This window comes from Pandoraea cepalis (assembly GCF_902459665.1).
GTDB classification, from domain to species: Bacteria; Pseudomonadota; Gammaproteobacteria; order Burkholderiales; family Burkholderiaceae; genus Pandoraea; species Pandoraea cepalis.
Genome location: NZ_CABPSL010000007.1, coordinates 1 through 26,257 on the forward strand (window position 1 = coordinate 1; position 26,257 = coordinate 26,257).

Consider the following 26,257-nt stretch of genomic DNA (forward strand, 5'->3'; position numbering starts at 1 on the left):
AATTGCCCGTGAGGCTTGATCCTATAACCAGTGTGTTTTTCCTGGTGTGAGTGTCGTGCAGTGTGCCGATACAACTCGCAACCCAACCAATGTAGTACTACGCTTCTTCCGAATTGGTTTTGTTGAGCCCCGCTCAGCAAAACATACAAGTTATGCCTGATGACCATAGCGAGTTGGAACCACCCCTTCCCATCCCGAACAGGACCGTGAAACAACTCCACGCCGATGATAGTGCGGATACCCGTGTGAAAGTAGGTAATCGTCAGGCTCCCCTAAAAACCCCTTGCTAACTCGTGTAGCAAGGGGTTTTTGCTTTTCCCCGGTGATAACGCCCAGCTCTGGCGCGGCTGCGCGGCTCGACGACATGGTCGTGTCGACAGCGATAACGCCCAGCGCCGGCGCGCCTGCATGGCTTAATGCCATGGTCGTGTCCACGTCGGTAATGCCCAGCGCCGGCGTGGTCGCGCGGTTCAATGCCCAGGTCGTGTTGCGTCACCCTGACCCATAGGGCGAATCGGCGCCAGGATTTCCGCGTCGTTCGCGGCCCCCATCGCTCTACGCCGTGGCGAGTAAAGGCTTGGAGGCGACGGGGGCGTGGGAAAGTCCTCGAAATATGGTCAAAATCTCGTAATTTGGTCTTTTGTTCGCTATCGTGCGGCGATTCCAATTTGCAGGATAGGCGCCGCGCCGTCGCGGCGCGAGCGCGCGGCGATGTTCCAGAATCCTATTTCACCCTCCAAGTTTCCCCCGGTTGTCGTCATCTCTCTTGTGGACAGCGATGTTCGTCGCGCACACATGATCGAGCAGTTGGCGGCAGCCGACGTTCCCTTTCAATTCTTCGACGCCAAACGTATCAGCGACTATCCGTCGACGTATGACGTTTCCGAACGCCTTCGGATATACGGCAATCATCTGACGCTCGGAGAGGTCGGCTGCTATGACAGTCATTACCGGGTCTGGGAGGCGCTGGCGAACTCCAACGACGATATCTGGTGCGTCCTGGAAGACGATGTCGAACTGACTCCTGGGTTCTCGCAATGTCTCGCGTCGACACTGAATGTGACGGTCCCCTGGGGCATCATGCGATTGAAGGAGGGGGGCGCCGCAGGGGCATGGCGCGTTGGCCAACTGCCTGGTGGTGGGATTCTGCGCGACCACAGGAAGCAGCCGGGCGGCGCGCATGCCTACCTCATCCGGCGCGCGGCAGCGCTTGTGCTTCTGGCCTACGCCAGGCGCACCATTCACCCCGTCGACGACATGCTCAACCGGAACTGGGAGCATGGCATCGACATGATCTCGATGACGCCGGATATCGTGCTGGATCGAGGCGATGATTTCGGTACCACCATCGTCGGCCGTCATAAGGTCAGGCGCAATCCATGGCAGAAACTCAAACGAGAATTCCACCGGGGGAGGGATAGTCTGAGTCGCTATGCCGCCGCCTGGCGTCGGCGTTGGTTTACCCCGGTGCGTCATTGGCATTGAGTCAACGCTTGAGCGAATCGATATCATCAAGTAAATCAACGGCTTGCTGCTAATGGTGAAAATCCGCAGAGCAGCAGGCACAAAAACTGCGTATTTAACGCATGGCAGGTGTTGACAAGGCGGGGCGACATCTCCATAATTGCAAATTCTCTGCGGAGGGGTGCCCGAGTGGCTAAAGGGGGCAGACTGTAAATCTGTTGGCTTACGCCTACGTTGGTTCGAATCCAACCTCCTCCACCAGAATGCGGAAGTAATGAGCGCCGGAAACTAAAATTTCCGGCGCTTGTTGCCTGAGGCGAGAGTCGGAATCCAAGCGGGTGTAGCTCAATGGTAGAGCAGAAGCCTTCCAAGCTTACGACGAGGGTTCGATTCCCTTCACCCGCTCCAGGTGACGCGCAGATGCAGCAGTAGTAATGGATTCGCCCATGTGGCTCAGTGGTAGAGCACTCCCTTGGTAAGGGAGAGGTCGGCAGTTCGATCCTGCCCATGGGCACCAAAGATAGTGTGAAGCGCGGCAATCATCATGCCGAGCAACCTCGGCAAAAGATAACCTCGTTAGGAGTCGGAAATGGCAAAGGAAAAGTTTCAGCGGACCAAGCCGCACGTCAACGTCGGCACCATCGGTCACGTCGACCACGGCAAGACGACCCTGACGGCCGCTATCGCAACGGTGCTTTCGTCGAAGTTCGGCGGTGAAGCCAAGAACTACGCGGACATCGACGCGGCACCGGAAGAAAAGGCACGCGGCATTACCATCAACACCGCGCACATCGAGTACGAAACGGCTAACCGCCACTACGCACACGTTGATTGCCCGGGCCACGCCGACTACGTCAAGAACATGATTACCGGTGCTGCCCAGATGGACGGCGCCATTCTGGTTTGCTCGGCTGCCGACGGCCCGATGCCGCAAACGCGCGAGCACATCCTGCTGGCCCGTCAGGTTGGCGTGCCGTACATCATCGTGTTCCTGAACAAGTGCGACATGGTCGACGACGCCGAGCTGCTCGAGCTGGTCGAAATGGAAGTTCGCGAGCTCCTGTCGAAGTACGACTTCCCGGGCGACGATGTGCCAATCATCAAGGGTTCCGCCAAGCTGGCGCTGGAAGGCGACAAGGGTCCCCTGGGCGAAGAAGCCATCATGCAACTGGCTGAAGCCCTCGATACGTACATCCCGACGCCGGAACGCGCCATCGACAAGGCATTCCTGATGCCGGTGGAAGACGTGTTCTCGATCTCGGGTCGCGGTACCGTGGTGACCGGTCGTGTTGAGTCGGGTGTCGTCAAGGTCGGCGAAGAAATCGAAATCGTCGGTATCACCCCGACGGTCAAGACGATTTGCACGGGCGTCGAAATGTTCCGCAAGCTGCTCGACCAAGGTCAAGCAGGCGATAACGTCGGTATTCTGCTGCGCGGCACGAAGCGTGAAGACGTCCAGCGTGGTCAGGTTCTGGCCAAGCCGGGCTCGATCACGCCGCACACGGAATTCACCGGCGAAGTGTACGTGCTGTCGAAGGACGAAGGTGGTCGTCACACCCCGTTCTTCAACAACTACCGTCCGCAGTTCTACTTCCGTACGACGGACGTGACGGGCTCGATCACCCTGCCGGAAGGCAAGGAAATGGTCATGCCTGGCGACAACGTGTCGATCACCGTCAAGTTGATCGCTCCGATCGCCATGACTGAAGGTCTGCGTTTCGCAATTCGCGAAGGTGGCCGTACTGTCGGCGCCGGCGTGGTTGCAAAGATCGTAGCGTAAGCCGGTACCTTAACGGTCCGCGCTTACGGGGTCAGCTTTTGGCGGCTGGCCCCACTGCTGTTTTAGGGGTATAGCTCAACTGGCAGAGCGTCGGTCTCCAAAACCGAAGGTTGGGGGTTCGATTCCCTCTGCCCCTGCCAAACAACTGTCTGCAAGCTGGAAATGGCGAATTCTCCCGTAGAAACTGTACGTACGACTGGCGACAAGCTGCTGCTGGCACTGGCCGGGCTGCTCGTGATTGCTGGTGTCGTGGCCTTCTACGCGCTGGGGCAACAGGCACTGTATGTGCGCGTTGCTGCCATCGTCGTCGTTCTCGCCATCGCAGCAGGTGTTGCATTGGCATCGCAAACCGGCAAAAGCTTCCTGGCTTTTGCCAAGGATGCGTATCGGGAAGTGGGTAAGGTCGTTTGGCCGACCCGTAAAGAGGCCGCTCAAACGACTGCGATTGTCTTCGCGTTCGTCATCGTGATGGCGCTGTATCTCTGGATCAGCGACAAGACGATTGAATGGGCGGTGTTCTCTTTGATTCTTGGCTGGAAGTGATATGTCTGATACCGGGGCTGCACCGAGTAAGAAGCGCTGGTACGTCGTTCATGCGTATTCCGGCATGGAAAAGAGCGTAGCCAAGGCGCTGCGTGAGCGTATTGTGCGTGCCGGCATGGAAGACTTGTTCGGCGAGATTCTTGTCCCGACCGAAGAAGTCGTTGAAATCAAAGGTGGCCACAAGTCGGTCACCGAGCGTCGTTTCTTCCCCGGCTATGTGCTGTGCGAGATGGAAATGACGGATGACACGTGGCACTTGGTGAAGAATACCGCCAAGGTCACCGGTTTTGTCGGCGGTACGGGCAATCGCCCGATTCCGATTCGACAGGCCGAGGTCGACAAGATCATGTCGCAAATCAAGGACGGGGTGGAAAAGCCGCGTCCGAAGACGTTGTTCGAGGTGGGCGAGCTGGTTCGAGTCAAGGAAGGTCCTTTCACGGACTTCAACGGCTCGGTGGAAGAAGTGAACTACGAAAAATCTCGCCTCCGTGTTTCCGTCACCATTTTCGGACGGGCAACTCCGGTAGAACTGGAGTTCGGGCAAGTCGAAAAGATCTAAGAATAAAATGCGCCGGCGCGACGTCCGGCGCGTTTTTGCGTTGGTGACAGCCGTCGCCGAGGAGCGTCAGTAGCCCGTTTTTGGTGAACGCGCGCTATGACTCAACCCCGAATATGCGCCACATATTCGTTCCGGAGTAAACCATGGCAAAGAAAATCATCGGCTTTATCAAGCTGCAGATTCCTGCAGGTAAAGCCAACCCGTCGCCCCCCGTGGGCCCGGCCCTGGGTCAACGTGGCCTGAACATCATGGAGTTCTGCAAGGCGTTCAACGCGCAAACGCAGAGCCTCGAGCCGGGTCTTCCGACCCCGGTGGTGATCACCGCATTTGCGGACAAGAGCTTCACGTTCGTCCTGAAGACCCCGCCGGCAACGGTGCTGATCAAGAAGGCTGCCAACCTGCAAAAGGGTTCGAGCAAGCCGCACACCGACAAGGTGGGCAAGATCACCCGCGCACAAGCGGAAGAAATCGCGAAGACCAAGATGCCTGACCTTACCGCCGCCGATCTGGACGCCGCGGTTCGCACCATCGCTGGCAGCGCACGTTCGATGGGCATCACGGTGGAGGGTCTGTAATGGCTAAGATCTCTAAGCGTCAACAAGCACTGGCCGCCAAGGTCGACCGCAACAAGCTGTACCCGGTCGGCGATGCTCTGGCCCTGGTCAAGGAATGCGCAAGCGCCAAGTTCGACGAGTCGATCGACGTCGCCGTGCAACTGGGCGTGGATGCGAAGAAGTCGGACCAAGTGGTTCGCGGCTCGGTCGTTCTGCCGGCCGGTACCGGTAAGTCGGTTCGCGTGGCTGTGTTCGCTCAAGGCGAAAAGGCCGAGCAAGCGAAGGCTGCCGGCGCTGAAATCGTGGGTATGGAAGACCTGGCCGAGCAAATCAAGGCCGGCAAGATGGACTTCGATATCGTGATCGCTTCGCCGGACACGATGCGCGTCGTCGGTACGCTGGGTCAGATTCTCGGCCCGCGCGGCCTGATGCCGAACCCGAAGGTTGGCACGGTGACCCCGGACGTCGCTACGGCAGTGAAGAACGCCAAGGCCGGTCAGGTGCAGTTCCGCGTTGACAAGGGCGGCATTATTCACGCGACCATCGGTCGTGCGTCGTTCGACCCGGCAGCGCTGCGTCAGAACCTGTCGGCCCTGCTGGAAGCCCTGACGAAGTCGAAGCCGGCTTCGAGCAAGGGTGTCTACCTGCGCAAGATCGCCCTGTCGAGCACGATGGGCGTTGGCGTGCGTGTGGATCAGGCCAGCCTGGCTGCCTAAGCCAGACCGTATCGCAATCGCAGGGTGATGGCGTCCCCTGCGACGACTGCGATCCTCAGGATCGACAGTCAGCAGCAAAAGACTTTGGGCGGAAGCGGATTCTTCGGAAATCGCTTCCGGTTATCAAAGACCGTTGGCGGGAATGGGCATGTGTTGACGCTCCCTTAATACGCCAGCCAACGCAGATGGCGAACCCGAACAAGTTATGCAGTCACATCGCCTCACCTGGGCAACCGGGCGTGGTGGTTGAAACTCCAGACATGTCGGTAAGCCGTTAGTGGAACGGCATCACCATGAGGTGATGTCAATTTTGGAGGTTAACCGTGGCACTTAATCTTGATGATAAGAAAGCCGTCGTGGCAGAAGTTTCGGCGCAAGTCGCCGGCGCTTCGACCATCGTTGTGGCTGAATATCGCGGAATCACGGTTGGCGATCTGACGAAGCTTCGCGCCAATGCGCGTCAGCAAGGCGTCTACCTGCGCGTTCTGAAGAACACGCTGGCTCGCCGCGCGGTGGAAAACACCCCGTTTGCTGACCTGGCTGAGCAGATGACCGGTCCTCTGATCTACGGTATCTCGACGGATCCCGTAGCCGCTGCGAAAGTCTTGAACGACTTTTCGAAGGGCAACGACAAGTTGATCTTGAAGGCCGGCTCGTACGACGGCAAGGTGATGGACAAGGCAGGCGTGCAAGCGCTGGCCTCGATCCCGAGCCGCGACGAACTGCTCGCGAAGTTGCTGGGTGTCATGCAAGCGCCGGTTTCCGGCTTTGCTCGCGTCCTGGCTGCCGTGGCCGAGAAGAAGCAAGCAGAAGCTGCTTAATTCTCGTCCCGGTTACACGATCGCTGACTTCGGTCCGAACACAATCTAGGAGTTTTACAAATGGCAATCACGAAAGAAGACATCATCGACGCCGTTGGCGCAATGTCGGTTATGGAACTGAACGACCTGGTCAAGGCGTTCGAAGAGAAGTTTGGCGTGTCGGCTGCTGCCCTGTCGGTGGCTGGCCCCGCGGGTGCTGGTGCTGCTGCTGCAGCCGAAGAGCAAACCGAATTCAACGTCATCCTGGCGGAAGTCGGTGCGAACAAGGTCGGCGTGATCAAGGCCGTCCGCGAAATCACGGGCCTGGGCTTGAAGGAAGCCAAGGACGTGGTTGATGGTGCTCCGAAGGCTGTCAAGGAAGGCGTCGACAAGGCTGCTGCTGACGAAGCCAAGAAGAAGCTGGAAGAAGCCGGCGCCAAGGTCGAAATCAAGTAATTCGGCTCTGCGCGTAGGGAAGGCTGGCGACGAAACGTCGTCAGCCTTTTTGTGCTTTCAGGAGAGCCAAATCCCGAAAGGGGCGCACGCAACTCGAAAGCCGGCGCGAAAGTGTGCCAAGAGGTTGAAAGCAAAATGATTTCGCCGATGCATCCGTGATTTTTGCCGTTTCAAGCGCACGCATCATCGAGGGTACTGGCGATACACAGCAACAGAGAGGACGCGAGGGTAGTACCGAAGAAATACCGAAGAGGCCAAAGAAAAGATCGCGCCGGGATTCGACCCGTGGCGGTTTTCTCTTTGTCTTCTGAAGCGACTGCAGAAGGCAAGTTTGGTCGGGCGACGGGCAACACAGGCATCCGTCGCCGTCAGCCAGCGGTTGGTAGCGGCCAACCACCAAGCTCGTTGCTCCACGGCAAGCCCGCCGCGGGGGACGTCTGGTCTCAGTCGATGAACACCCGTTGACGATGCCTGCCGTCGTCGCCAGCGTAGTGATTCGGAGATCGTAATGCACTATTCCTTCACCGAGAAGAAACGCATTCGCAAGAGTTTTGCGAAGCGTCCGACCGTGCACAAGGTGCCGTTTTTGCTGGCCACCCAGCTCGCCTCGTACACATCGTTCTTGCAAGCCGAAGCGCTTGCATCGGAGCGGAAGCCGGAGGGTCTGCAAGCAGCCTTTTCCTCCATTTTCCCGATCGTTTCTCACAACGGGTTCGCACGCCTGGAGTTTGTCAGCTATCTGCTCGGCACGCCCGCGTTCGATGTCAAGGAATGTCAACAGCGCGGCCTGACTTTTTGCTCGGCCCTGCGCGCCAAGGTTCGTCTGGTGATTCTCGACCGTGAATCGCCGAACAAGCCCGTCGTCAAGGAAGTCAAGGAACAGGAAGTGTACATGGGCGAAATTCCGCTCATGACCTCGACGGGTTCCTTCGTCATCAATGGCACGGAGCGTGTCATCGTCTCGCAGCTGCACCGCTCGCCGGGCGTGTTCTTCGAACACGACAAGGGCAAGACGCACAGCTCGGGCAAACTGCTGTTCTCCGCGCGTATCATCCCCTACCGCGGCTCGTGGCTGGACTTCGAATTCGATCCGAAGGACATCCTGTACTTCCGCGTCGACCGCCGTCGCAAGATGCCGGTCACGATCCTGCTCAAGGCGATCGGCCTGACGCCGGAACAGATCCTCGCGAACTTCTTCGTGTTCGATAACTTCAAGCTGATGCCGGAAGGCGCACAGATGGAGTTCGTGCCGGAGCGTCTGCGCGGTGAAGTGGCGCGCTTCGACATTACGGATCGCGAAGGCAAGGTCATCGTCCAGAAGGACAAGCGCGTCAACGCCAAGCACATCCGCGACCTGGAGAACGCCAACACCAAGTTCATCTCGGTGCCGGAAGACTACCTGCTCGGCCGCGTGCTCGCGAAGAACGTGATCGATGGCGATACCGGCGAAGTGATCGCCAACGCCAACGAAGAAATCACCGAAAGCGTGCTGGTCAAGCTGCGCGAGTCGGACGTGTCGGACATCCAGACGCTGTTCACGAACGATCTGGACCAGGGGTCTTACATCTCGGCCACGCTGCGCATCGACGAAACCGCCGACCGCACGGCCGCGCGTATTGCGATCTACCGCATGATGCGCCCGGGCGAGCCGCCGACCGAAGATGCGGTCGAGGCCCTGTTCAACCGTCTGTTCTACAGCGAAGAAGCGTACGACCTGTCGAAGGTGGGTCGTATGAAGTTCAACCGTCGTGTCGGCCGTGACGAAGTGCTCGGACCGATGACGCTGGGCGACGACGACATTCTCTCGACCATCAAGATCCTCGTGGATCTGCGTAATGGCCGCGGCGAAGTCGACGACATCGACCACTTGGGCAACCGTCGTGTGCGTTGCGTGGGTGAGCTGGCCGAGAACCAGTTCCGCGCCGGTCTGGTGCGTGTCGAGCGTGCTGTGAAGGAACGTCTGGGTCAGGCCGAGTCGGAAAACCTAATGCCGCACGACCTGATCAACAGCAAGCCGATCTCGTCGGCCATCCGCGAGTTCTTCGGTTCGTCGCAGCTCTCGCAGTTCATGGACCAGACCAACCCGCTGTCGGAAATCACGCACAAGCGTCGCGTGTCCGCACTGGGCCCGGGCGGTTTGACGCGCGAGCGTGCTGGCTTCGAAGTGCGCGACGTGCACCCGACCCACTACGGCCGCGTGTGCCCGATTGAAACGCCGGAAGGTCCGAACATTGGTCTGATCAACTCGCTGGCACTGTACGCCCGCCTGAACGAGTATGGCTTCCTCGAGACGCCTTACCGCAAGGTGGAAGACGGCAAGGTCACCGACCAGATCGACTACCTGTCGGCCATTGAAGAAGGTCGCTACGTGATCGCTCAGGCGAACGCGTCGATTGGCGAAAACGGTGAACTGACCGACGAACTGGTGTCGTCGCGTGAAGCCGGCGAAACGCTGATGGTCACGCCGGACCGCATCCAGTACATGGACGTGGCACCGTCGCAGATCGTCTCCGTCGCCGCGTCGCTGATTCCGTTCCTCGAGCACGACGACGCGAACCGCGCGTTGATGGGTTCGAACATGCAGCGCCAGGCCGTGCCTTGCCTGCGTCCGGAAAAAGCGGTGGTCGGTACGGGTATCGAACGTACGGTGGCTGTCGACTCGGGTACGACCGTGCAGGCGTTCCGTGGCGGCGTGGTCGACTACGTCGACGCAGGCCGTGTGGTGATTCGCGTGAACGACGATGAAGCCGTTGCCGGTGAAGTCGGCGTGGACATCTACAACCTGATCAAGTACACGCGTTCGAACCAGAACACCAACATCAACCAGCGCCCGATCGTGGAAGAAGGCGACAAGGTAGCGCGCGGCGATGTGATCGCCGACGGCGCGTCGACCGATCTGGGTGAGTTGGCGCTGGGTCAGAACATGCTGATCGCGTTCATGCCGTGGAACGGCTACAACTTCGAGGATTCGATCCTGATCTCGGAGCGTGTCGTTGCGGAAGACCGTTATACGTCGATCCACATCGAAGAGCTGAACGTGGTCGCTCGCGACACCAAGCTCGGACCTGAGGAAATCACGCGCGATATTTCGAACCTGGCGGAAGTCCAACTCGGCCGTCTGGACGAGTCGGGCATCGTGTACATCGGCGCGGAAGTCGAAGCCGGCGATGTGCTGGTGGGCAAGGTCACGCCGAAGGGCGAAACCCAGCTCACGCCGGAAGAAAAGCTGCTGCGCGCGATCTTCGGCGAGAAGGCATCGGACGTGAAGGACACCTCGCTGCGCGTGCCGTCGGGCATGAGCGGCACCGTCATCGACGTGCAGGTGTTCACGCGTGAAGGCATTCAGCGCGACAAGCGCGCCCAGCAGATCATCGACGATGAACTCAAGGGCTACCGCCTCGACCTGAACGACCAGCTGCGTATCGTGGAAGGCGATGCGTTCCAGCGTCTGGAGCGCTTCCTGGTGGGCAAGACGGCCAATGGCGGTCCGAAGAAGCTCGCCAAGGGCACCAAGCTCACGAAGGAATACCTGGCGGATCTGGACCGTTACCACTGGTTCGACATCCGTCTGGCGGAAGACGAAGGTGCGCAACAGCTCGAGCAGATCAAGGAATCGATCGAGCAGAAGCGTCACTCGTTCGATCTGGCCTTCGAAGAGAAGCGCAAGAAGCTCACGCAAGGCGACGAACTGCCGCCGGGCGTGCTGAAGATGGTCAAGGTGTACCTGGCGGTCAAGCGTCGTCTGCAGCCTGGCGACAAGATGGCAGGCCGTCACGGTAACAAGGGCGTGGTCTCGAAGATCGTGCCGATCGAGGATATGCCGTACATGGCCGATGGCCGTCCGGCAGACATCGTGCTCAACCCGCTCGGCGTGCCGTCGCGGATGAACGTGGGTCAGATTCTCGAGTCGCACCTCGGCTGGGCAGCGAAGGGTCTGGGCTGGCGTATCGGCGAAATGCTGCAGGCGCACACCAAGGTCCAGGAAGTTCGCAAGTTCCTGACGAAGATCTACAACGAGAGCGGTCAACAAGAAGATATCGACAGCCTGTCGGACGACGAGATCATGTCGCTGGCGCGCAACCTGCAGAACGGCGTGCCGTTCGCAACGCCGGTGTTCGATGGTGCCCATGAAGACGAAATCCGTCGCATGCTGGATCTGGCGTTCCCGGATCACGTCGCGAAGGAACTCGGCATGACGCCGTCGAAGAACCAGGTCACGCTGTTCGACGGCCGTACCGGCGAAGCCTTCGAGCGTCCGGTCACGTGCGGCTTCATGCACATGCTCAAGCTGCACCACTTGGTCGACGACAAGATGCACGCGCGTTCGACCGGTCCGTACTCGCTGGTGACGCAACAGCCGTTGGGCGGTAAGGCCCAGTTCGGTGGTCAGCGCTTCGGTGAAATGGAAGTGTGGGCACTGGAAGCATACGGCGCATCGTATGTGCTGCAGGAAATGCTGACCGTGAAGTCGGATGACGTGACGGGGCGTACGAAGGTGTACGAGAACCTCGTCAAGGGCGATCACGTAATCGATGCCGGCATGCCGGAGTCGTTCAACGTGCTGGTCAAGGAAATCCGTTCGCTCGGTATCGATATCGACCTGGAGCGCAGTTAATTGCGTTCAGGCAACAGGAGAAAGCAATGAAAGCTTTGCTCGATCTATTCAAGCAAGTTCAGCAGGTCGAACAGTTCGACGCGATCAAGATCGGTCTGGCTTCGCCGGACAAGATCCGCTCGTGGTCGTTCGGCGAAGTGAAGAAGCCGGAAACGATCAACTATCGGACGTTCAAGCCCGAGCGTGACGGCCTGTTCTGCGCAAAGATCTTCGGTCCGATCAAGGATTACGAGTGCCTTTGCGGCAAGTACAAGCGCCTGAAGCACCGTGGCGTGATCTGCGAGAAGTGCGGCGTGGAAGTCACGCTGGCGAAGGTGCGTCGCGAGCGCATGGGCCACATTGAGCTGGCCTCGCCGGTCGCGCACATCTGGTTCCTGAAGTCGCTCCCGTCGCGTCTGGGCATGGTGCTCGACATGACGCTGCGCGACATCGAACGCGTGCTGTACTTCGAAGCGTATGTGGTTCTCGAACCGGGCATGACGCCGCTCAAGCGGTGCCAGATCATGACCGAGGAGGATTACTACAACAAGGTCGAGGAATACGGCGACGAATTCCGTGCCGAGATGGGCGCGGAAGGCGTGCGCGAGCTGCTGCGCTCGATCGACATCGACCAGCAGGTCGAGCATCTGCGCGCCGAGCTGCAAGCCACGGGCTCGGAAGCGAAGATCAAGAAGTACGCCAAGCGCCTGAAGGTGCTCGAGGCTTTCCAGCGTTCGGGCATCAAGCCCGAGTGGATGGTGCTCGAAGTGCTGCCGGTGCTCCCGCCCGAGCTGCGCCCGTTGGTGCCGCTCGACGGTGGCCGCTTCGCGACCTCGGATCTGAACGATCTGTATCGCCGCGTCATCAACCGTAACAACCGTCTGAAGCGTCTGCTCGAGCTGAAGGCCCCGGACATCATCGTGCGCAACGAAAAGCGCATGCTGCAGGAATCCGTGGACTCGCTGCTCGATAACGGCCGTCGCGGCAAGGCGATGACCGGTGCGAACAAGCGCCCGCTCAAGTCGCTGGCCGACATGATCAAGGGCAAGAGCGGTCGTTTCCGTCAGAATCTGCTCGGTAAGCGCGTGGACTACTCGGGCCGTTCGGTGATTACCGTGGGCCCGACGCTCAAGCTGCATCAGTGCGGTCTGCCGAAGCTGATGGCGCTCGAACTCTTCAAGCCATTCATCTTCCACAAGCTGGAAGTGTTGGGCGTGGCCACGACCATCAAGGCCGCGAAGAAGGAAGTCGAGAACCAGACGGCGGTGGTGTGGGACATCCTCGAAGATGTGATCCGCGAACACCCGATCATGCTGAACCGTGCACCGACGCTGCACCGCCTGGGGATTCAGGCGTTCGAGCCGGTGCTGATCGAAGGCAAGGCGATCCAGCTTCACCCGCTGGTTTGCGCGGCGTTCAACGCCGACTTCGACGGTGACCAGATGGCCGTTCACGTGCCGCTGTCGCTCGAAGCGCAGATGGAAGCGCGTACCCTGATGCTGGCCTCGAACAACGTGTTGTTCCCGGCCAACGGCGATCCGTCGATCGTGCCGTCGCAGGATATCGTGCTGGGTCTGTACTATGCGACCCGCGACAAGATCAACGGCCGCGGCGAAGGCCTGTCGTTCATCGACGTCTCGGAAGTGCTGCGCGCGTACGACAACAAGGAAGTCGAACTGGCTTCGCGCGTGAACGTGCGTATCACGGAGTACACGGTCGATCCGGAAACGGGCGAGAAGACGCCGAAGATCACGCTGTACCCGACCACGGTCGGCCGCGCGATCCTGTCGGAAATTCTGCCGCCGGGCCTGCCGTTCTCGGTGCTGAACAAGTCGCTCAAGAAGAAGGAAATCTCGAAGCTCATCAACACGGCGTTCCGCCGCTGCGGTCTGCGCGAGACGGTGATCTTCGTCGACAAGCTGATGCAGTCGGGCTTCCGCCTGGCAACGCGCGCCGGTATCTCGATCTGCGTCGACGACATGCTCGTGCCGACGAAGAAGGAAGAGCTGATCGGCGAAGCGTCGAAGAAGGTCAAGGAATACGACCGTCAGTACATGTCGGGTCTGGTCACGGCGCAAGAGCGTTACAACAACGTCGTGGACATCTGGGGTGCGACCGGCGACGCCGTGGGCAAGGCGATGATGGAGCAGCTCTCGAAAGAGAAGACGACCGATCGCGACGGCAATATCGTCGACCAGGAGTCGTTCAACTCGATTTACATGATGGCCGACTCCGGTGCTCGCGGTTCGAGCGCCCAGATTCGCCAGCTCGCGGGGATGCGTGGCCTGATGGCCAAGCCGGACGGCTCGATTATCGAGACGCCGATTACCGCGAACTTCCGCGAAGGCCTGAACGTGTTGCAGTACTTCATCTCGACCCACGGTGCACGTAAGGGTCTGGCCGATACGGCACTGAAGACGGCAAACTCGGGTTACCTGACGCGTCGTCTGGTCGACGTGACGCAGGATCTGGTCGTGGTCGAAGACGATTGCGGCACGAGCAACGGCGTTGCGATGAAGGCGCTGGTCGAGGGCGGTGAAGTGGTCGAAGCCCTGCGTGACCGTATCCTCGGTCGCGTGGCCGTGGCCGACGTCGTGAATCCGGAAACGCAAGAGACGGTGTACGAATCGGGCACGCTGCTCGACGAGGACGCCGTCGAGATGATCGAAGCGCTGGGTGTCGACGAAGTGCGCGTGCGCACGCCGCTGACCTGCGATACGCGCTTCGGTCTGTGCGCCGCCTGTTACGGCCGTGACCTTGGCCGCGGCTCGCGTGTGAACGTGGGCGAAGCGGTCGGTGTGATCGCTGCGCAGTCGATCGGTGAACCGGGCACGCAGCTCACGATGCGTACGTTCCACATCGGTGGTGCGGCATCGCGTGCGGCCGTGGCTTCGTCGATCGAAGCCAAGTCGAACGGTACGGTTCGCTTCTCGGCGACCATGCGTTACGTGACGAACGGTCGCGGCGAACAGATCGCCATCTCGCGTTCGGGCGAAATCCTGATCACGGACGATCATGGCCGTGAGCGCGAGCGCCACAAGGTGCCGTACGGCGCCACGCTGCTGCATCTGGACGGCGCACAGGTCAAGGCCGGTGCCCAACTGGGTACGTGGGATCCGCTGACGCGCCCGATCATTACCGAACACGGCGGTTACGCCCGGTTCGAGAACGTCGAGGAAGGGGTCACGGTGGCCAAGCAGATCGACGATGTGACGGGTCTGTCCACGCTGGTCGTGATCGATCCGAAGCGTCGTGGTCCGGCGTCGAAGAACGTGCGTCCGCAGGTCAAGCTGCTCGACGAACATGGTGTGGAAGTGAAGATCCCGGGGACCGATCACGCAGTGACGATCGGCTTCCAGGTGGGCGCACTGATCACCATCAAGGACGGTCAGCAAGTGCCGGTGGGTGAAGTGCTCGCACGTATCCCGACCGAAGCGCAGAAGACGCGCGATATTACCGGGGGTCTGCCGCGTGTGGCCGAACTGTTCGAAGCGCGCGCACCGAAGGACGCCGGCATTCTGGCCGAAGTCACCGGTACCACGTCGTTCGGCAAGGACACGAAGGGCAAGCAGCGTCTGGTCATTACCGATCTCGACGGCAACCAGCACGAGTTCCTGATTCCGAAGGAAAAACAGGTGCTGGTGCACGACGGCCAGGTGGTGAACAAGGGCGAAATGATCGTGGACGGTCCGGCCGACCCGCACGACATCCTGCGTCTGCAGGGTATCGAAGCGCTGGCGCGTTACATCGTCGACGAAGTGCAGGACGTGTACCGCTTGCAGGGTGTGAAGATCAACGACAAGCACATCGAGGTGATCGTTCGCCAGATGCTGCGTCGTGTGCAGATCACCGACAACGGCGATACGCGCTTCATCATCGGCGAACAGGTCGAGCGCTCGGACATGCTGTACGAGAACGACGCCATGAACGCCGCGGACAAGCGTCCGGCGCAGTACGAGAACGTGCTGCTGGGGATTACGAAGGCGTCGCTGTCGACGGATTCGTTCATCTCGGCAGCCTCGTTCCAGGAAACGACGCGCGTGTTGACCGAAGCCGCGATCATGGGCAAGAAGGACGACCTGCGTGGCCTGAAGGAAAACGTCATCGTTGGCCGTCTCATCCCGGCAGGTACGGGTCTGGCGTATCACAAGGCCCGCAAGGCCCGCGAGACGTCGGATCGCGAGCGTCACGACCAGATCGCTCTGGAAGAAGCGTTTGCACCGATGCCAAGCTCGGTGGAAGAGCCTACGGCGGAGTAATCGGGCGGGCGGCGCTGGCGAGAGCGGGCGCTGCCAACCTGACACCCACGTCGTAACGAAAACGGCACCCTCGCGGGTGCCGTTTTTTTTCGTTTACCGATCCTGCGGCGATCAGAACCCGAAGTGGCCCTGCACGTAGATCATGCGCGGCGCGCCGACCATGCGGCCGGCGTTGCCGTCGACGTTGCGCGTATAGAAGCGTTTATCGAAGACGTTGTTCAGACCCACCGTGACGTCGGCGTTCTTGTAGCCGGGGACCTTGTACATCGCCTGCAGGTTCCACAGACGGAAGCCGGGCACCTTGCCATTGCTGCCGTCGGCCGATTCCGCTTCCGTGTTGGCCAGATCCGAATACTGCGCGCTCTGGTGCGTGGTGGAGACGTTGAATGTCCACGCGCCGATGTCGTAACGGGCGCCGAGCGTGTCCGTGAAGCGCGAGTAGAACGGCACGTCGAGACCGGCGGTCGCGCCCGATTTCTGGATCGCACGCGTGTAAGTGAAGTTCGCGTACACGTTCAAGCCGCGCAGCACGCTGTCGCGGTCGAAGGTGTAATCGACGGCGGTTTCGATGCCGTCGTGGTTCGTCGCGCCAATGTTCTGGAAGACGGGCGGGGTCGAGCCGGGCACTTGCAGAATCTGGTTGTCGAACTTCATCTTGAACGCCGTGAGCTCGGCCTTCCAACGCGAGTCCGACCAGCGGGTGCCGATTTCATAGGTGCGCGCGAGCTCCGGCGTCAGCGGGTTCGTGGCCGACATCGAATTCAACTGCGTGTTCTGCACCGGTCCGAACGACGTGCTGTAGTCCGCATAGACCGTCCACGCGCTGTTCACCAGGTACGACAGGTTCACCGAGGGCAGCGGCTTGCTGTTGTCGGAGCGGAAGGTGTTGCCCGTCGATTTGTCGACGCGCTGCGAGTTGATGACCTCGTAACGCACGCCCGGCGTGAGTCGCCAGTTGCCCCAGGCCATGCGGTCGTCGAGGTAGAACGCGTTCGCGCTGGTGTAGTTGTAGAACGTCTGCGTGGTGGAGTTGCGCCCGGTGGCCAGGGTCGTGGTCCAGTTGTTGTCGTCGCCACGCTCGTGCACGTAGCGATAGCCAACGGTCACGTCGTGCGCGGTCGGACCGACGAACAGGCGCTGCGTGAAGCGTGGCTCGATACCGAACGTCTCGTAGTTGCGAGGCTGGTGTGTGGTCTGCGTGCCCGCTGCGTTGATCAGCGTGCTCTGACGATAGCTCTCGTTGTAGAACGTGCGGATCTCAAATTCCTGTGTCTCGGAGATCGTGTTCAGATAGCCGACGTCGAGGCCGGTGCGGTTGCCGCTCCAGTAGTCGTTCGGCCGCGTGTTCTGGAAAGGATCGGCATTGAATTGCGCGACGCTCAGGCCGCCGGGCGTCTTCGACTTCACGTCGTAATACGAGACCTTGCCGTACACCTGCTGGCTCGACGAGATGTCGTACCGCCATTTCAACGCGAGGTCGTTCACGCGCTCGTCGCTGCCCTTGCGCCAGTCGCGCCCGACCATGCCGGAATACAGCAGCGCGAGTCCCAAACCGTTATCCATCTGCGTGCCGAGGAACGCGCCGTATTGGGTGTTGGCGCCGCCACCGATCGTGTAGATGTTCTCGCGCACGGTGGCGTCGGCCGTAAGGCCCGGCGTGCTGGGGATCGCACGCGTCTTGAAGTTGATCACGCCGCCGACGTTCTGCGGCCCGTAGCGCACGGCACCGCCGCTGCGCACGACGTCGATGGTCTCGATGTTGAAGAGGCTGACCGGCGCAAAGGACAACTGCGGCTGACCGTAAGGTGCGACGGCCATCGGAATGCCGTCGAGCAACACGGTCGAGCGCGGCGAGTAACGGCCGGTGAGGCCGCGCACGCCGATGTTCAGCGAGATGGCGCTGCCCGCGGTACCCGAGTTGTCGCTCGCCTGCACACCGGGGATGCGGCGCATGACATCACCAATGTTCGTTGCACCCGATGCCTCGATCTGCGCCTTCTTCACGACCGTACGCGCACCGGGGAAGGTCTTCGCGCTGCTGTCGAGACCGGTCCCGAGCCAGTCGCCGGAAACGTTGACTGCGTCGAGTTGGACTTCGGCCCGGGATTCTGCCGCCGTCGCACCTGTGGCCTGCTGCGCATACGCGGTGCCGAGCGTTGTCACGAGCAGCGCGGCGGCGCTGGCGATGGCGTGCGGCAGACGAGGACGGGAGGGGAGGCGGGCGGCGCAGGGGCGGACGCGGGGGGTGTCGGCGGCCACATGTGCGCGGCGACGCGGAGACATCTTCATCTTGGCTGACCTTCTTGACGGCGAGAGTGTGGCGAACCCGAGCGTTGACCGGAACGGCAGCCGACAGCATTCGGTTCGGTTTGCGTAATGCCTTGTAATAAAGCGTTGCGAATTATAAATGCAAATCACTCTCATTTATAAATTGTGTTGACGATACCTGACTGGCGGAAGGTATCCGGCGGCGTTCGATTATCCAGTTTTGCTTATCAATGTCCCTGAATCGATTGATTGTTCCTGGCGCCGGGGGCCGCAAGAATAGGCGTTATCGACCGACAAGAGTGCGTTGCCCGTAGCGGGTGGCGCCATGGAGACCCCCCGATGCCGACGCTGGACGCCGCGACCTGCCAGGCCCTTGCCCGCGAGCTGCACGACGCCGAACGCCGTCGCACGCCGGTCATGCAGTTCTCCCGCCGGTATCGCGAGATGACGACGGCCGACAGCTACGCGATCGCACAGGCGTGGCTGGCGTTGAAGTTCGCCGAAGGGCGTCGCGTGATCGGTCACAAGATCGGGCTGACGTCGCGCGCCATGCAAGTCGCTGCCCAGATCACGGAACCCGATCACGGCACGTTGCTCGACGACATGCTTGTGACCGATGGCGCGACCCTCGATGCCTCGCGGTTCATCGTGCCGCGTCTCGAAGTGGAGTTGGCATTCATTCTGGCCAAGCCGCTCAAAGGCCCCGGGGTTACCTTGTTCGACGTGCTCGACGCCACCGCCTGGGTGACGCCGGCGCTCGAATTGATCGATGGCCGCATCGAGCTTTTCGACCGCGACACGAAAGCGCCGCGCAAGGTCGTCGACACGATTGCCGACAACGCTGCGAATGCGGCCGTGATTCTCGGTGGACGTCCCGTGAAGCCGGACGCGGTCGATCTGCGCTGGACGGGCGCGCTGCTCTATCGCAATGGCGTGATCGAAGAGTCGGGCCTGAGTGCGGCGGTGCTTAACCATCCCGGCAACGGCATTGCGTGGCTGGCGAACAAGCTGGGCGCCTTCGACGAAGGGCTGCAAGCGGGCGAGATCGTGCTGGCCGGGTCGTTCACGCGACCCGTGGCCTGTGCGGCGGGTGACGTGTTTCACGCCGACTACGGCCCGCTCGGCGCGATCGGCGTGCGCTTCGTCTGACGGCGCCGAACGTCCCCGATGGTTCGCACCTCACTGGAGAGGTTGATATGAAAACACCCCCGAATGCCTTCAAGCAGGCGTTGGCCCGTGGCGAGCGCCAGATCGGCCTGTGGCTGGGACTCGCCACGCCGTACGCCGCCGAGTTGTGCGCCGGCAGCGGCTTCGACTGGCTGGTGATCGACGGCGAGCATGCCCCCAACGATCTGCGCACGATGCTGGCGACGTTGCAGGCGGTGGCCCCATATCCGACACACCCTGTGGTGCGGTTGCCGCATGGCGACGCTGCGCTCATCAAGCAGGTGCTGGACATCGGGGCGACGACGCTGCTGGTGCCGATGGTCGAGTCCGCCGACATGGCGCGCGCGCTCGCGAGCGCCACGCGGTATCCGCCGCAAGGCACGCGCGGCGTCGGCAGCGGATTGGCGCGGTCTTCGCGGTGGAACGGCTACGACGACTATCTGCACGCGGCGAACACAACGACCTGCCTGCTCGTGCAGGTAGAGACGGCCGACGCGCTAGCGCAGGTCGACGACATTGCCGCCGTCGATGGCGTCGACGGCGTGTTCATCGGCCCGGCCGATCTCGCGGCATCGATGGGGCATCTCGGACACGCGACGCATCACGACGTGCGTTTGGCGATCGGCGACGGCATCGCCCGAATCCGTCGAGCGGGCAAGGCGGCAGGGATCCTGTGCGCCGACGAGGCGCTTGCCCGTCACTACCTCGACCTTGGCGTGACGTTCATGGCGGTGGGCATCGACACCACGCTGCTCGCGAACGCGAGCCGTGCGCTGGCCGCGAAATTCGCTGCCGTCGATGACGAAAAGCGCTGAACGATTCGCAAGGCCTCGGACGCGTTCCTCAACGGTTCCCCCAACCGCTGCGCCAAACACTTCCCACGAGACATCGCATGAGTGCTCCTCGTTTTGACGTCGCCGGCGTATCCGTTTCGCCGGATCACTATATCGACGGCCGCCGCGTGGCGTCCGGCGACACGTTCGCGTGCGTCTCGCCTATCGACCAGACACATCTGGCGGAGATCGCCAGCGGCAATGCGGCGCACGTCGATGCCGCGGTGTCGTCGGCGGCGCAGGCCTTCGCCGCGTGGGCGGCGCTTGGTGCGTCGGCACGCCTGCCGTATCTCCAGCGATTTGCCGACGAAGTCGGGCGTCGTGCCGAGGCGTTCGCCACGTTGGAGAGCGTCGATGCCGGGGTGCTGCGCTCGCGCATGGCGCATGGCGTGGTGCCGCGCGCCATGCAGAACATCACGTGGTTCGCCGAGCATGCCATGACGTTGCAGGACCGTGTGATCGAGACGCCGCAGGCGCGTCATCTCGTGCGTCACGATCCTGCGGGTGTCGTGGCGGTCATCACGCCGTGGAACTCGCCGCTGATGCTCGCGACATGGAAGATCGGCCCGGCATTGGCGTGCGGGAATACGGTAGTGCTCAAGGCGCCGGAGTGGGCGCCGCTCACGTCCTCGCTACTCGCGGACTGCGCGCACGAGGCGGGGCTGCCGCCGGGCGTGTTGCAAGTGTTGCAAGGCCCGGGAGCCGTGACCGGGGCAGCGCTCGTGAGCGACACGCGGCTTGCGCGCATCTCGTTCACCGGCTCGGTCGCGACCGCCAGGTGGATCGCCACGGCGGCGGCGGCCAATCTCGTGCCGTGCAGTCTGGAACTGGGCGGCAAGTCGGCCTTCATCGTGCTGGCGGACGCCGATCTCGACGCCGCTGCCGCCACCGCCGCGCTGATGTATCGCAACGCCGGGCAGGTGTGCCTGGCAGGCACGCGTCTGCTCGTGCATGCGGACGTGGCGCCGGCGTTCACCGACAAGCTGCGCGTGCTGGTCGAGCGCCTCGTCGTGGGGGACCCGCGCGATGGGCAGACCGAGGTCGGTCCGATCATCCACCCGCGGCAGCTCGAACGCGTGCAGGGCTTCGTCGACCGGGCCGTGACAGCGGGCGCGCGCGTGCTGTGGGGCGGCACACGGCATACGTTCGGCGCGCAATACTTCGCGCCGACGCTGCTCACCGATCTGCGTCAGCACGATGAGATCGTGCAACAGGAGGTCTTCGGCCCGGTGCTCACGCTGCAAACGTTCGCAAGCGATGACGAGGTCGTCGACATGGCTAACGGCACCGACTATGGGCTGGGCGGCGTTTGTTATGGCGACGAGGCGCACGCCATTGCCGTCGCGCAGCGCGTTCGCACGGGCTTTCTCTGGATCAACAGCTTCGGCATTCGTGATCTGGCGGCGCCGTTCGGCGGCACCAAGCGCTCCGGCATTGGACGCGAAGGCGGCGACTGGAGCTTCGATTTCTTTTGCGACGTGAAGGATGTCGTCGTGCCGAAACAGCCGTTCAAGGCCAGCTTCAGCCATCGCTGATGCGCCCGCGGCATCACAACGAGAGAAGAGGAGAGCCCCATGGGACAGATCGTCGGCGCGGCGCTAGTCTCGCATCACCCAGGACTGATGCAGTGTGAGGAATTCCGCGTGCTGCAGGGCGCGGGCACCGATTCGGACTTGATCGCCGGTTATGCGCGGGTGCGTGAGCGCGTCGTGGCGGCGCGTCCGGACGTCATCGTGATTTTCGACTCGCATTGGTTCACCACCGGTTATCACCTGATCGACGGCGGGGCGCACTATTCGGGCATGTACATCTCCGACGAGATGCCCTGGTATCTGCATGGCGTGCCTTACGATTATCGTGGGCATCCCGAGCTGGCGCTGAGCGTCGAAGCCGTGGCACGCGAGCGCGGCGTGCGCGCCCGCGCTGTGTTGCATCCCGACTTGCCGCGCCATTACCCGACGATCAACGTCATCAAACAGATGCGGCTCGACGTGTGGCCGGTCGTGACCGTGAGTTCGTGTCAGAACTGCGAGGCGAAGCATTTTCTGCAATCGGGTGATGCGATCGGCGAGGCGATTCGCCGCAGTCCTCTGCGCGTGGTGATGCTGGCATCGGGTTCGTTGAGTCACCGGTTCAACGGCATCGACTGGCAGCCCCATCATCCGCGCATCTTCCACGAGAGCAATGTGTCGCGCCCCGAGAACATCGAGAGCGACAAGCGTGCCATCGAGGCTTTTCGGGAAGGGCGTCACGACCGGATTCTGGCGAACTGGGACGAGGACTACCGCAAGCGCCCGTGGGAGGCGCACGGCGCGCATTACCTGCAGATGATCGGGGCGCTGGGCGGTGCGGCGAGCCGTCACCCGGGCACGGTGCTGTCTGAATACGAGAACGCACGCGGCACCGGCAATGTGCATGTCTGGTTCGATACGATTTGACGGGGCGCGACCATGGACTTCGAATTTCCGCTGCGAGAATTGCCTGCCGTGATGCGCGGCCCGCGCGTCGAGCGTCGTCGCGTAATGTTGGCCGGCAGTGCGTTCTGGGGCACGATCGTCGAGGACGGTCACGAGCGCGGGTTGTTGCGGCTCGACGATGGACGTACGGTGGACCCGCAGGCGGTGGCGCATCTGTCGCCGGTGGATCCGTCGAAGATCATCGCCGTGCATATCTCGTATCGCTCGCGTAGCATGGAGACGCGCAACCGGCCCAAGCCGACCGACACGCCGACGTACTTCACGAAGCCACCGACCTCGTTGAATGGGCATAACGGCCAGATCCTCAAGCCGGCGGATTGTCGGTATCTGAACTACGAGGGCGAGTACGCGGTGGTGATCGGGCGTACGTGCCGCAATGTGCTTCCCGATGAGGCGTGGGATTACATCGAGGGGTTCTGCCCGGCGCTGGACATGGGTTTGCAGGACTTTCGCGACACCGATCAAGGGTCGATGTTGCGCGTGAAGGGAGCCGACACCCTGTTGCCGATCGGCCCGGGCATCGTGCGCGGCGTGAACCTGTTCGAGCAGACGTTGCGCACTTATCGCAATGGACGGGTCGTGCAGGAGGCGCACATCGGTGACGAAACGATCTGGGGCCCGCACTACGTGATCTCAGACATTGCGCGACATATCACGCTGCTGCCGGGCGACGTGATCCTGATGGGCACGCCCTGTCATTCCCGCTCGGTGGACGCGGGGGATCGGGTGGCGTGCGAGATCACCGGACTCGGTTGCCTTGTGGGGCAGGTCGTGGGGATCGATGCACCACGCGCGGCGGCGCTCGGTGTGGGGCACCCGCCGGGCGACAGTCCTGAAGTGCGCCGTGTGGCGCTGGGGTTTGACGAACGTGTGCCGGAGCGATTCAAGGAAAACTATCGACTCGCGGCGCAACGACAGGAGTGAAGGGATGAAGGTGACGATCATTGGCGCGGGCGCCATCGGCGGCTTGCTCGGCGCGCGACTGGCGGCGGCGGGGGAAGCGCGCGTGAGCGCGTTGGCGCGCGGTGCGACGCTGGCGGCGTTGCGCGAGCATGGCTGGCGCGTGAAGCAGGGCGAGACGGTGACGACTGCGCTCGTGGACGCGGCGCATCCGCTGGAAGACGCCGGCAAGCTCGGCGTGCAGGACCTGATCGTTATTGCGGTGAAGGGGCCCGCGCTTGCGCAGGTTGCGAGCGCCGTGGCGCCCCTGCTCGGCCCGCAAACACTGGTGTTGCCCGCGATGAACGGCGTGCCGTGGTGGTTCTGCAAGGGGGTGGCGCCCTTTGGCGACGATCCGCTGACGAGCGTCGATCCGGACGGGGCGATTGGCGCGGCGATTCCGCTGGCCAACGTGATCGGGTGCGTGGTGCATGCGAGTGCGGCGACATCGGCGCCGGGGGTGGTCGATCACAAGATGGGGCGTGGGCTCATCGTCGGCGAGCCGGGCGGCGGGCAGAGCGAGCGCGTGCAGCGGCTCGCGGGGTTGCTGACGCGGGCGGGTTTTGACGTCAAGGCGTCGGAGCACGTGCGTCTCGACATCTGGTACAAGCTGTGGGGCAACCTGACGATGAACCCCGTGTCGGCGATCACGGGCGCGACGATCGACCGGTTACTGGACGACCCGCTCGTGCGCGCGTTCTGCTCGGCGGCGATGGCGGAGGCGGCGGCGATTGGGGCCAAGATCGGCTGCGCGATCGAACAGTCGCCCGATGACCGGCATGCCGTGACGGCGAAGCTGGGGGCGTTCAAGACGTCGATGCTGCAGGACGTGGAGGCGCACCGTCCCATCGAACTCGACGCGCTGGTGAGCGTGGTGCGCGAGATCGGTCAGCGCGTGTCGGTTCCTGCGCCCAACATCGACGCATTGCTCGGCCTGACGCGCCTGTTCGGGCGGGTACATGGCCTGTACCCGCAGTGACGGATTCCTTGGCGCGGACAATGACGTTCGGCAGGGCGGTCCTCGCTTCAATGGGAAGTGCGCAAGCCGCTGGTGAGCGCCACGCGTCTTCGGGACAATCCATCGATGCCGGTATATTCGTAGGCGAGACTTGATCATCGACACGACATGCCCCTGACCCGCATCACACTCCGCCAGTTCGAGGCGCTGGTGGCCATTGCCGAATTGCACAGCTTCGCCGAGGCGGGCAATCGCCTGGGGCTTACCTCGTCGGCCGTGAGCCAACTCGTTGCCGAACTCGAATCGGTCCTCGGCTTTCGGCTCTTCGACCGCACCACCCGGCGTGTGGCGCTCTCCAGTGCTGGGCGTGATTTTCTTGCGTCGGCGGAGTCGGTGATTCGGCATGTGCAGGCGGCTGAGAAAACGGCTGACGACGTGCGCAACCGTGCTGCCGGCATCGTGCGCGTGGGCGCGCCGCTGGTGCTCGCGAGCATGGCGCTGCCCGCCGCGATTCGCGCTTACGCCGACCTACGGCCCAAGGTCGTGGTGCGCGTGGTCGATACGCCGGTCGATGCGCTCGTCGATCACGTGGCCAACGGCGACCTCGATCTGGCGATCGGCCCCAATCGCGCAACGGGCGCGCATGTCGCCGGGGCGCCAGCATTCGACAGCCCGTGGGTGTTGTGGTGTGCGCCGGGCCACGCGCTCGCGCGACGCCGGCGCGTGCGATGGGCGGATCTGCGCGATACGCCGCTCGTTGCCGCGGGACGCGATCACGAACGCAGCGTTGCGCAGATGCGCTTGTCTGCGCCGCCCGATGCGCGCATTACACCTATCGACGTGGTCGATAACGTGACGACCGCGCTCGGCGTCGCGTCGCAAGGGCTGGCCGCCACCCTGACACCCGGCTACGTGGCGGCGCTCGCGCCACCGTTCGGTCTGGTGATGCGCCGCGTTGTCTCGCCCGAGACGATTCGTCAGGTCTGTGTGTACCGACCGCTCTCGCGTGCAGCGTCGCCGGCGGCTGAGGGATTCGCGCAGTTCTTGCTGACGTGGCTGCCGCAATGGAACGCGCAAATCATGGCGGCGTCACGGGATTGACGCGTTCGTTATCGCGCGACTCCATCAGCGGCGCCTGGCGTCAAGTGACGGTGACGGCGGCAATGCGGCGAGATCCTCGCGCAATTGCGCGCGCAATGTCGCGATGGCTGCCGTGGTGTCGGCCGGTTTCAACGTCTCGCGCGCGATGGCGTCGCGCAGATGACGGCGCAGCATCGGGTCGCGCGTTTGCGTGAGCGTCTCGCGATAGAACGGCAGGACATCTTCGGGATGACCGCCAACGCGGTACCAGTGCGCAATTTCGTCGATGGTGCGAATGGCTGCGAAGGCAGGCGCGGCCCCACCCTGCGGACCCGGTCCGCCGACGGGCCGACCCATGCGCGGCGGTGGGGGCGGCATGTCGATGGCGTCGTGCATGTCGTGCTTGTTGTCGGCGTCGGCCGCCGGCGGCGCGCTCTGCGCTCGCGCGGTGCTCGACAACGTGTCGGCCGTGGCAATGCCGGTGGCTGTCAATGCCAGCGACATTGCAATGGTGCTGATGGCATGGCGCGTTGCTATCTTCATGATATGGATTCCGTATTAAATTGGATCGCGGCAGTATCGAATGCCTGTGGCAAGCGTAACGCGCATCCGTCGACCGGCCCGGGGGCGGTAACGACATGTAAGGGGCATCACGGGGGATGGCGAGAGGGCTAAGGGACGAAACGACGAAACGATGAAGCGACGGTGCCCGCTCAGCGTGATCGGAAGGTTTGGGTTCGGTCGTCGAAACGGCGCACCTCACCGCATCTGCGATACAAGTAGAGTGAGCCGAGAGATGCGAAAGTGGGC

At 62.2% G+C, this 26,257-nt stretch carries 19 protein-coding genes, 4 tRNA genes and 1 rRNA gene; 22 read left to right on the forward strand and 2 right to left on the reverse strand.

The annotated features are described in order from the left end of the window. The first annotated feature begins 155 nt into the window (after positions 1-155). The 15 genes from rrf to rpoC all read left to right on the forward strand — a co-directional run bounded on the left by rrf (position 156) and on the right by rpoC (position 15,725). Positions 156-268 (forward strand): 5S ribosomal RNA (gene rrf, locus PCE31106_RS10795). 326 nt (positions 269-594) lie between these two features. Next, on the forward strand, positions 595-1,485 hold the full coding sequence (locus tag PCE31106_RS10800; protein ID WP_150563276.1) for a glycosyltransferase family 25 protein: 891 nt from the start codon (positions 595-597) through the stop codon (positions 1,483-1,485). A gap of 154 nt (positions 1,486-1,639) precedes the next feature. Beyond that, positions 1,640-1,725 (forward strand) — tRNA-Tyr (locus PCE31106_RS10805). Positions 1,726-1,798: 73 nt separating this feature from the next. After that, positions 1,799-1,872 (forward strand) — tRNA-Gly (locus PCE31106_RS10810). A 34-nt stretch (positions 1,873-1,906) separates the two neighbouring features. After that, a tRNA-Thr gene (locus PCE31106_RS10815) sits at positions 1,907-1,981 on the forward strand. Positions 1,982-2,053: 72 nt separating this feature from the next. After that, positions 2,054-3,244 carry an elongation factor Tu gene (tuf, locus tag PCE31106_RS10820; RefSeq protein ID WP_150563277.1) on the forward strand — a complete coding sequence of 397 codons (1,191 nt, stop codon included), beginning with the start codon at positions 2,054-2,056 and terminating at the stop codon, positions 3,242-3,244. 64 nt (positions 3,245-3,308) lie between these two features. Then, positions 3,309-3,384, forward strand: a tRNA-Trp gene (locus PCE31106_RS10825). Between the two features lie 22 nt (positions 3,385-3,406). Further along, on the forward strand, positions 3,407-3,787 hold the full coding sequence (gene secE, locus PCE31106_RS10830) for a preprotein translocase subunit SecE (protein ID WP_017232380.1): 381 nt from the start codon (positions 3,407-3,409) through the stop codon (positions 3,785-3,787). A gap of 1 nt (position 3,788) precedes the next feature. Next, positions 3,789-4,346, forward strand: a complete 558-nt coding sequence (nusG, locus tag PCE31106_RS10835; RefSeq protein ID WP_150563278.1) for a transcription termination/antitermination protein NusG — start codon at positions 3,789-3,791, stop codon at positions 4,344-4,346. Positions 4,347-4,489: 143 nt separating this feature from the next. Continuing rightward, positions 4,490-4,921 carry a 50S ribosomal protein L11 gene (gene rplK, locus PCE31106_RS10840; protein ID WP_017232378.1) on the forward strand — a complete coding sequence of 144 codons (432 nt, stop codon included), beginning with the start codon at positions 4,490-4,492 and terminating at the stop codon, positions 4,919-4,921. Next, the gene (gene rplA, locus PCE31106_RS10845; protein WP_017232377.1) at positions 4,921-5,616 is read left to right on the forward strand and encodes a 50S ribosomal protein L1; all 696 of its coding nucleotides are present in this window, start codon (positions 4,921-4,923) and stop codon (positions 5,614-5,616) included. The genes rplK and rplA overlap by 1 nt, the downstream gene beginning before the upstream one ends. A 323-nt stretch (positions 5,617-5,939) precedes the next feature. Next, positions 5,940-6,437: a 50S ribosomal protein L10 gene (gene rplJ, locus PCE31106_RS10850; RefSeq protein ID WP_010804162.1), complete on the forward strand. Its 498-nt coding sequence runs from the start codon at positions 5,940-5,942 to the stop codon at positions 6,435-6,437. A gap of 60 nt (positions 6,438-6,497) precedes the next feature. After that, positions 6,498-6,872, forward strand: a complete 375-nt coding sequence (rplL, locus tag PCE31106_RS10855) for a 50S ribosomal protein L7/L12 (protein ID WP_017232376.1) — start codon at positions 6,498-6,500, stop codon at positions 6,870-6,872. Between the two features lie 508 nt (positions 6,873-7,380). Continuing rightward, positions 7,381-11,487, forward strand: coding sequence for a DNA-directed RNA polymerase subunit beta (gene rpoB / locus PCE31106_RS10860; RefSeq protein WP_017232375.1), 4,107 nt, complete (start codon positions 7,381-7,383; stop codon positions 11,485-11,487). 26 nt (positions 11,488-11,513) lie between these two features. Next, a complete protein-coding gene (gene rpoC, locus PCE31106_RS10865) occupies positions 11,514-15,725 on the forward strand; it encodes a DNA-directed RNA polymerase subunit beta' (protein WP_017232374.1) in 4,212 nt (1,403 codons plus the stop codon). Between the two features lie 111 nt (positions 15,726-15,836). Here the strand turns inward: rpoC and PCE31106_RS10870 are convergent, their stop codons facing one another. Further along, positions 15,837-18,014 (reverse strand): TonB-dependent receptor family protein, encoded by a 2,178-nt coding sequence (locus PCE31106_RS10870; protein ID WP_150563279.1) that lies wholly within the window; start codon positions 18,012-18,014, stop codon positions 15,837-15,839. A 318-nt stretch (positions 18,015-18,332) separates the two neighbouring features. On the opposite strand from PCE31106_RS10870, the gene hpaH reads away from it, so the two are divergent. From hpaH to PCE31106_RS10905, 7 genes are all read left to right on the forward strand, one after another. Continuing rightward, entirely contained in the window at positions 18,333-19,142 is an 810-nt protein-coding gene (gene hpaH / locus PCE31106_RS10875) for a 2-oxo-hept-4-ene-1,7-dioate hydratase (RefSeq protein ID WP_150563280.1), read from the forward strand. A gap of 47 nt (positions 19,143-19,189) precedes the next feature. After that, entirely contained in the window at positions 19,190-19,975 is a 786-nt protein-coding gene (hpaI, locus tag PCE31106_RS10880; RefSeq protein WP_150563281.1) for a 4-hydroxy-2-oxoheptanedioate aldolase, read from the forward strand. A 77-nt stretch (positions 19,976-20,052) separates the two neighbouring features. After that, on the forward strand, positions 20,053-21,528 hold the full coding sequence (locus tag PCE31106_RS10885) for an aldehyde dehydrogenase family protein (protein ID WP_150563282.1): 1,476 nt from the start codon (positions 20,053-20,055) through the stop codon (positions 21,526-21,528). A 39-nt stretch (positions 21,529-21,567) separates the two neighbouring features. Further along, the gene (locus PCE31106_RS10890; RefSeq protein ID WP_150563283.1) at positions 21,568-22,431 is read left to right on the forward strand and encodes a DODA-type extradiol aromatic ring-opening family dioxygenase; all 864 of its coding nucleotides are present in this window, start codon (positions 21,568-21,570) and stop codon (positions 22,429-22,431) included. Positions 22,432-22,443: 12 nt separating this feature from the next. Then, positions 22,444-23,394, forward strand: a complete 951-nt coding sequence (locus tag PCE31106_RS10895; protein ID WP_150563284.1) for a fumarylacetoacetate hydrolase family protein — start codon at positions 22,444-22,446, stop codon at positions 23,392-23,394. Between the two features lie 4 nt (positions 23,395-23,398). Beyond that, complete coding sequence (locus tag PCE31106_RS10900) at positions 23,399-24,388, forward strand: 2-dehydropantoate 2-reductase (RefSeq protein WP_150563285.1); 990 nt, start codon at positions 23,399-23,401, stop codon at positions 24,386-24,388. A 147-nt stretch (positions 24,389-24,535) separates the two neighbouring features. Beyond that, complete coding sequence (locus tag PCE31106_RS10905; protein WP_150563286.1) at positions 24,536-25,468, forward strand: LysR family transcriptional regulator; 933 nt, start codon at positions 24,536-24,538, stop codon at positions 25,466-25,468. A gap of 24 nt (positions 25,469-25,492) precedes the next feature. Here the strand turns inward: PCE31106_RS10905 and PCE31106_RS10910 are convergent, their stop codons facing one another. Further along, on the reverse strand, positions 25,493-25,990 hold the full coding sequence (locus tag PCE31106_RS10910; protein ID WP_150563287.1) for a hypothetical protein: 498 nt from the start codon (positions 25,988-25,990) through the stop codon (positions 25,493-25,495). Between the last annotated feature and the right edge of the window lie 267 nt (positions 25,991-26,257).